The 7,602-nt window shown below is 26.2% G+C and carries 6 protein-coding genes; all 6 read right to left on the minus strand.

From position 1 onward, the window contains the following. Positions 1-84 precede the first annotated feature (84 nt). The gene (locus G3997_RS06090) at positions 85-1,596 is read right to left on the minus strand and encodes a bifunctional metallophosphatase/5'-nucleotidase (RefSeq protein WP_296644448.1); all 1,512 of its coding nucleotides are present in this window, start codon (positions 1,594-1,596) and stop codon (positions 85-87) included. Positions 1,597-1,713: 117 nt separating this feature from the next. Further along, the gene (locus G3997_RS06095) at positions 1,714-2,976 is read right to left on the minus strand and encodes an ABC transporter substrate-binding protein (RefSeq protein ID WP_296644452.1); all 1,263 of its coding nucleotides are present in this window, start codon (positions 2,974-2,976) and stop codon (positions 1,714-1,716) included. 13 nt (positions 2,977-2,989) lie between these two features. Then, positions 2,990-4,285: an MBL fold metallo-hydrolase gene (locus G3997_RS06100; RefSeq protein ID WP_296644456.1), complete on the minus strand. Its 1,296-nt coding sequence runs from the start codon at positions 4,283-4,285 to the stop codon at positions 2,990-2,992. Then, complete coding sequence (locus tag G3997_RS06105) at positions 4,269-5,087, minus strand: carbohydrate ABC transporter permease (protein ID WP_296644460.1); 819 nt, start codon at positions 5,085-5,087, stop codon at positions 4,269-4,271. The genes G3997_RS06100 and G3997_RS06105 overlap by 17 nt, the downstream gene beginning before the upstream one ends. Before the next feature lie 8 nt (positions 5,088-5,095). Beyond that, positions 5,096-5,977, minus strand: a complete 882-nt coding sequence (locus G3997_RS06110) for a carbohydrate ABC transporter permease (RefSeq protein ID WP_296644463.1) — start codon at positions 5,975-5,977, stop codon at positions 5,096-5,098. After that, positions 5,977-7,047: an ABC transporter ATP-binding protein gene (locus G3997_RS06115; protein ID WP_296644466.1), complete on the minus strand. Its 1,071-nt coding sequence runs from the start codon at positions 7,045-7,047 to the stop codon at positions 5,977-5,979. Before G3997_RS06115 ends, G3997_RS06110 begins: the two co-directional genes overlap by 1 nt. Positions 7,048-7,602 lie beyond the last annotated feature (555 nt).

Genomic DNA, 7,602 nt, shown 5'->3' on the forward strand with positions numbered 1-7,602 from the left:
AATCCTAGTACGTAAAAAATAAGGTAAATTATATATCTTATAATCTACCTTACTCTTATTAGCTTATATTTTAAATATCATATTTTAATCTATAAAGTAATTATGTTTATCATTTACAGTAATCTTTTTATGTTTTTGAATATAATCAAGTATTATCTCACTCATGTCTAAGTTTATTTCCTTAACAACCTTACAATCTTTATAAGCTGGATATATAGAAGTATTACTAGCTCTATAATTATTTACAACTATAGTGTACTTTTCATCCATATCTATACCTTTGCCATCTTTTTTCATATATACAACTCTATCATAGTGTTCTCTAGATAAATCTATCTTATATTCTAATCCTCCATAAGTATCATAGTTATAATGTTGAACCTTTGGCACTAAAAAATCTTTACTTACAACTATCCTACCATCTTCAACTTCAAAATATGTTGCACTTTTTTCTATAGCTTCTTTTAACTTACGTCCTGTAACTTCTAATACCTTTAAAGTATTTGGGTATGGATAGTTTATAAGTACATCTCTAACTGAAATTTTCTTACTAAATCCCATAGCACTATCAAATACTGCTAATGATGAAAAATCAGCACCAGATACATCTAGTTGCACTTCATGTAAGAAGTTTATAAATGGATGTCCCTTTAATCTTGCTAAGAATATATCATCAATTCTCATATCCTTATCAAATTCACCTATAATTTGGTCTAAATAAACTCCTAAATCCTTTTGTATTTGTGTAAATATATTTTCTAATTTATCATCAATTTCATCATTTAATTTACTAACATCTACTAATTCATAAGATATATCTTTGCTATCTGTATCTATAACTATTTTAGTAAAGCTTTGACCATTATGCATTGGTTGAGAACATATTACTCCTCTTATTTTTGTTATAAATGATCTATGTTGATGCCCACTTAATATTATATCTATAGAATTAAAGTTTTCTAATAATTCACTAGCTTGGTTTTCTTTTGTTAAAGCTTCAGTTGGAATCATCTCATCATCTAAGCTTTTTTCAAATCCTCCATGATAACAGACTATTATCATATCACACTTTTCTTTTAACTCTTTTTCATATTTAGCATATTGCTTAATTGGATCTAAAAACTCTAAATTTTTTATATTAGCTTCTTGTTCCCAATTAGGTATATAAACAGTTGTAAAACCTATACATCCTATCTTAAATCCATTAAAATCAAATATTTCATATGGTTTAGTTTCAAAAGGTAATCCTTTTATATTAGCATTTATTACCTTTTTAGAAACTTGATTATATGCATTTTTTAAATAATTTAACCCATAATTAAATTCATGATTTCCAATTACATAAGCATTATAATTTACAGCTTCTAGTCCTTTTATTATAGGATTTTCCTTTATATTATTTTTAGATAAAAAATGTGTAAGTGCAGATCCTTGAACTAAGTCACCACAATCTATTTTTAAAGATGAATCATATTTTTTTTCATCATTTAATATATAACTAGCTATTTTTAAAAATCCTAATGGTTGGTCATTTACATAATTTGTTGGATAAATATATCCATGTAGGTCACTAGTTTGATATATAACAATTTTCATAATTTTACTCCTTTTATATAATAAATCTATAAAAATAGGGCACTTTCTTTNNNCTCCTTTTATATAATAAATCTATAAAAATAGGGCACTTTCTTTTCTAAGAAAGGCCCTACTCTTTTATTCAAAAGTAGACATTAAAGTTGATTTAAATGATTCTAGTTTTGATTTAACATCCCCGTTTGGATCTGCTAATATTGATTCTAATACTGTATTTGATTCTCTAAATGCACTATCCATACCTTTTACAAGAGGATTTGTAAATAAGTTTTTAGTTGCATCACCTATAATTGGTGCTATTAAACTTCCTGAATTTTTATATTCATCAGAATTTATAGCACTTTCCCTAACAGGTATATATCCTGTTTCTTCAGCCCAAGTTATTTGATTCTCTTTTGTTGTTAAATATTTTAAAAATTGATATGCTGCAGTTTTTTGCTCATTTGTAGCATTATTAAATATAAATAAATCTGTTCCTTGTTGCATTACTTGTTTTGCAGGATATGGAGCAACACCTATTTCAAATTTATTATTAACACCCTCTTTTATAAAAGCTTCACCTGCATTAGAACCTACATACATAGCTAGTGTTTCATTTCCAAAAGGACCTGATAAGTATTTATCTGTACCTGCTATTCTAAAATATCCATCTTTTATACCATCTAGATAATAATCAACTGCATCTTCTGATGCTTCACTAGTTGGATCTAATTTTGAGTCAAATGTTACACCCTCATTTTTTAAGTATGTTGAATAATAGTTACTTAATGAATCAAATCCACCACCAACTATATTTTGTTTTTCCTTTATCTGTTCTGCTACATCAGCAAATTCATCATATGTTGTTGGAACTTTTAACCCTAATTTATCAAATAAAGTTTTGTTATACCATAATACTTCAGTAGATTTATTAAATGGTATTCCGTATATTTTATCATCTATTGTTGATGCTTCTCTAAATCCTTTTAATATATCATCATAGTTATCAAACTTTAAAGTCTCATTTTCTATATAAGGTTTTAAATCTAGTACTAAATTTTCATCTATTGCATTTAAAAGCCAATCAGGATAAGCTTGTGTTATAGTTGGTAAATCCTTTGGACTTGCTGTTGTTGCTGTTATCTTTTGTTGTAAATCTTGATAACTTGATTGATTTTGAAGAGTTATTTTTATATTAGGGTTTTCTTTTGTAAAGTTATCAGCAAATCCTTGTAATGCTGCTTCTTGATCTCCATTCATAGCATGCCAGAAAGTTATTTCTACAGGGTTTTTTATTTCAGTAACAATTTCTTCGTTAGTTGGTGTTGATGATTGTTTTTTTCCTGAACATCCAACCATTAAACTTATAGTTAAAGCTAATGGCAATATTTTTTTTAACTTCATTATATTTTCCTCCTTAAATAGTTTGATTTTTCTTTGGTAATAGTCTTTCTCCATGCTCATTATAAAGTTTCTCTGGTTTATATGAATGGATTGGAACTAATAACTTTGGTTTAATTAAGTTTATTATTTTTATTAAATCCTTTGGATGAGCATGTCCACTACATGATACTGTTATAAATTCTATATTATGTTCTTTAAATCTATTTACAAATGGTTCATAACTTGGATCATAAGGTCCTAAAGGTACTGCATTAGAGTGAATATAAATTCCACCTTTTTTTAATTTATTAAAGTCCTTAATAGCATTAGTGTCTAGTTGCCACATATACTTACTTTCGTCATTTAATAAATCTTCAAATTTAATTTCGTATTTAGGGTCTAATCCATAATCTTTATCATCTAATTTATAATAATAAGATTGATAGTTTGATGCTTCTTTTAATACATAAGAATAGTATGYATCTAATACTACTTTTCTAGTATTTGTTTTTATTATATTTAAAATTCTTTCTATATTAGAAATATAATAATTAAAWGTTATTTGTTTATTAGGATTATTATTTACTATTTCATTTACTTTATTTATTAAGTTATTTTCATTGCATAACTCATTTTCATCATCTTCATCATCAAAATCTTTAAAAGAAACTGTAACACCTTCTATTAATAAAACATCACAGTTTTCACTTTCTTTACAAAACTTAAGTGTTTCTTCTTTTCTATAACCATGAAGTCTTATATCTCCAGTATATGAAATAACTAAATCTGGAGTTTTTATTAATAATCCACATGCTCCATATGCATCATGGTCAACAGGCATTACTTTTACTTTTATATTACCAACTTCTATCACTTCATTTTCTTTAACTCCAGTTATTTCTCTGGTATTTGAATCTATTTTATTATGAAGTGGAAATAAAAAATCATTATTTATATTTAATGTATTAAGTAATGACTTTGTTCCTTCTAGTGTGTATAAAGGAATACTTGGATTTAGGTAATTTATAATTTTTGAATGATCTAAATGCATATGAGATAAAAATACAGCAGTATGCTTAAAGTTATCTTCACTAGATTTATATCCTTTAAGTTCAATACTTGGATCATACATATTATTTAAATATGGAACTAATTTTTCATCTAATAATTCTTGCAAATTAGATGGTTGAAAAGATGCACTTGGGTCATATTCACTTCCAAAATCAAAGAATATATGACTATCTTCATACATAACTTCTATAATAGTTCCTCCAATTGTTAATATTCCATTATGAAAGGTGATTTTTGTTTTTTTATCCTTTAATACCACTGCTTGCAACTCCTTTAATTATTTCTTTTCTAAATATTAAATATATAATTAGTATTGGTACTATGGCTATAGTTGATGCAGCCATTTGTAATTGAACATTTGTACCACTTTCTGTAGCAAATGCACTTAATCCATTACTAAGTAATCTCATTTCTTTACTGTTAGTTACAAGTATTGGCCATAAAAATGAATTCCATCCTCCTATAAAACTTAATATTCCCATTGTAAATAATGATGGTTTTATAAGTGGAACTAAAATTCTAGTAATAAATTCTAAATCACTACACCCATCTACCTTAGCTGCTTTATAGTATGACATAGGAATACTTGCAATATATCCTCTTAAGTAAAATATATAAAATATAYTTGCTAGTGATGGAACAATAAGTGCAGTATAAGTATCTAAAAGTCCTAATTGAGCTATTGTTTGATAGTTTGTAAATACTGTCACTTCATATGGTACCATTAGCAATGTAGCTAATACTGCTGTTAATATATTTTTAAATTTAAATTCTAATTTAACTAATGCAAAAGCTGCAAGTATTGTAGTTATTAATGTACCAAGTGTAGATACTCCTGCTACAAAAACTGTATTGAAGAAATATCTAACAAAAGGAGCTTGCTTCATTGCTTCCCTAAAGTTTTGCCATTGAAAAGATTTCGGAAACAATGTAGGTGGTATACTAGTTGCTTCTTGAAAAGTCATTAAACTTGCTAAAATCATATATACAAATGGAAATAATGTTATCACTGCCATAATAACTATAAATATTTTCCCTAAAATTGAACTAACCTTTCCCATATTTTCACCTACTTAGATATTTTCTTTAATATATAGTTTTGAATCATTGTAAATATCAGTATTAATATAAATAATATAACTGCTGCTGCCATACCTTGACCATATCGGTATTCAACATAGAATTTATTAAATATATAAAATACCGCTGTGGTTGCACTATCTGCAATACCTGCCTTACCATTAAATATTGCAAATACTTGTGAGTATACCTTAAATGCATTTATAAAGTTAATCATTAATAAAAATGTAAGAATCGGTATCATTTGAGGTAATGTTATTCTAAAAAACTGCTCACTTTTAGTTGCCCCAAACATATCTGCAACCTTATAGTAATTTCTATCTACATTTCTAAGTCCAGAAATTAAGATTATTATATTAAATGCAAGACTTAACCATATACCAAATATAATTAATGTGAACATACTCATCTTAGGGTCATCTAAGAAATTTATCGGTCCTACATTTATAAAACCTAAAAGATAGTTTATAAATCCATAATCTCTATTTAATAAAAATCTAAATACTACACCTACTGCTATAATACTTGTTAAATAAGGTATAAAAAATATAGTTTCAAATATATCTTTATGCTTAATTTTTTCAAAAATAATTAAGGCTATAATCATTGCAATAATAACACCTATTGGTACTACTGTAAAAGAATACAATATTGTATTTAATATTGCTTTATGAAATTTAGGATCACTTAATACAATTTGATAATTTCTAATTCCATTGAAAACTAAGTTGTTTAAAGTCCCTTTTTGAAAAGATATAATAAAGGTTTTTATTAATGGATATATATGAAATACTACAATTATAATTAAAGCAGGTAATAAATATAACCATGCCTGTGGTGAATTTTCTGCACTATATTTTAATTTCTTCATTAGTAAACCCTCGTTCCGTCTTCTTTAAATATATAAATTCCCTTATAATCTATATCAAATCCAACCTCGTCATTTTCATATATGCCTTTATCTGTATCTATAGTTGCTTTAGAGTTTTTATTATTAATTCTAAAGTTTAATATACAATCCTTTCCTATTAATTCTACAGTTTCGATTTTAACTTTAAACAATGGATTTTCGCTTAATACAAAATATTCTGGTCTTATACCAACAATATATTTTTCTTCATTAAATTCTTGTTTTATTCTGCTTTCCTTAAGTAAACTTAAGTCAATAGAAAAATCATCTCCAACTAAAACATTTCCTTGTTTATTCATTTTATAAATATTAATAATTGGATTACCCATAAACGTTGCTACAAATAAGTTAGCAGGTTCTAAATATAAGTTTTGTGGTATATCAAATTGTTGTACAACACCTTGATTCATCAAAACTATTCTGTCGCTTATAGATAAGGCTTCTTCTTGGTCATGAGTTACAAATATTGTTGTAATGCCAATTTCTTTTACTAATCTTCTTATTTCTTCTCTTATTTTTAATCTTAGTCTTGCATCTAAGTTACTTAAAGGTTCATCTAGTAAAAGAATTTTTGGATTTTGAACCAAAGCCCTTGTTATTGCAACCCTTTGTTGTTGTCCTCCTGACATTTCTCCAGGTTTTTTATCTGCTAATTCTTCTATGCTAGTTATTTTCATATACTTTTTAGCTATCTGTGCAGCTTCTTCTTTTGACTTTTTCTTCTTACCAACAGTTAATGGAAACATAACATTTTCCAAAACTGTCATATGTGGATATAATGCATAATTTTGAAATACAAGTCCTATATTACGGTCTTTAGGATGTTTATTTATAACTGATTCACCATCAAATTTAATGTCTCCGCTTGTTGGATCTAATAAACCTGCTAGCAAATTTAATATCGTTGTTTTACCACATCCACTTGGTCCTAGTAAACAAACTAATTCCCCTTCATTAATTTCAAGATTTATACTTTTTAATGCTTCATATCCATTATCATAAACTTTTTGCAGTTTATTAATACTTATCATAAATCTTCACCTCTCATAAATATATTATTGCTCCAAACTTATAATCTTATTATGTATATTTTTAACTTTGAATTTAGTAACATATATTTTTTAACTTACTTATTTTTTAGTAAATAATAACTTCATTATAATTTGCCCCAAATAAAAATTTTCTACTACTTAAATAAAAAAGTTGCCAYATTAAATGACTATATTAATCATTCAATGTGGCAACTTTTTATTTAAAATCTACTTATTAGCTTCTATTAATTCTTCTATAGTTTTTTTACATCTAGCTCCTCTACAGCCTCCACCAGTAGCTCCTGTTGCTTCTTTTACTTTTTNNNATTGCTACCACTTCGGATACATCCGTTGCTTGAGCCACTGCGTGGGCGAAGCATTTCAAAATGTCCTTTTTTAATTATTACTATACTTAATAAACAATTCAAAATAATCCTTTCTACCATAAACCTTACACATATTTACTTTATTAAATAAATTTCCTAAATCCTTACTTATCAATCTTAATTAAAATTAATATAAATTTTACTATATAATATCTACTATTAATTTATA

Source organism: Romboutsia sp. 13368 (assembly GCF_018336475.1).
Lineage (GTDB): Bacteria > Bacillota > Clostridia > Peptostreptococcales > Peptostreptococcaceae > Romboutsia.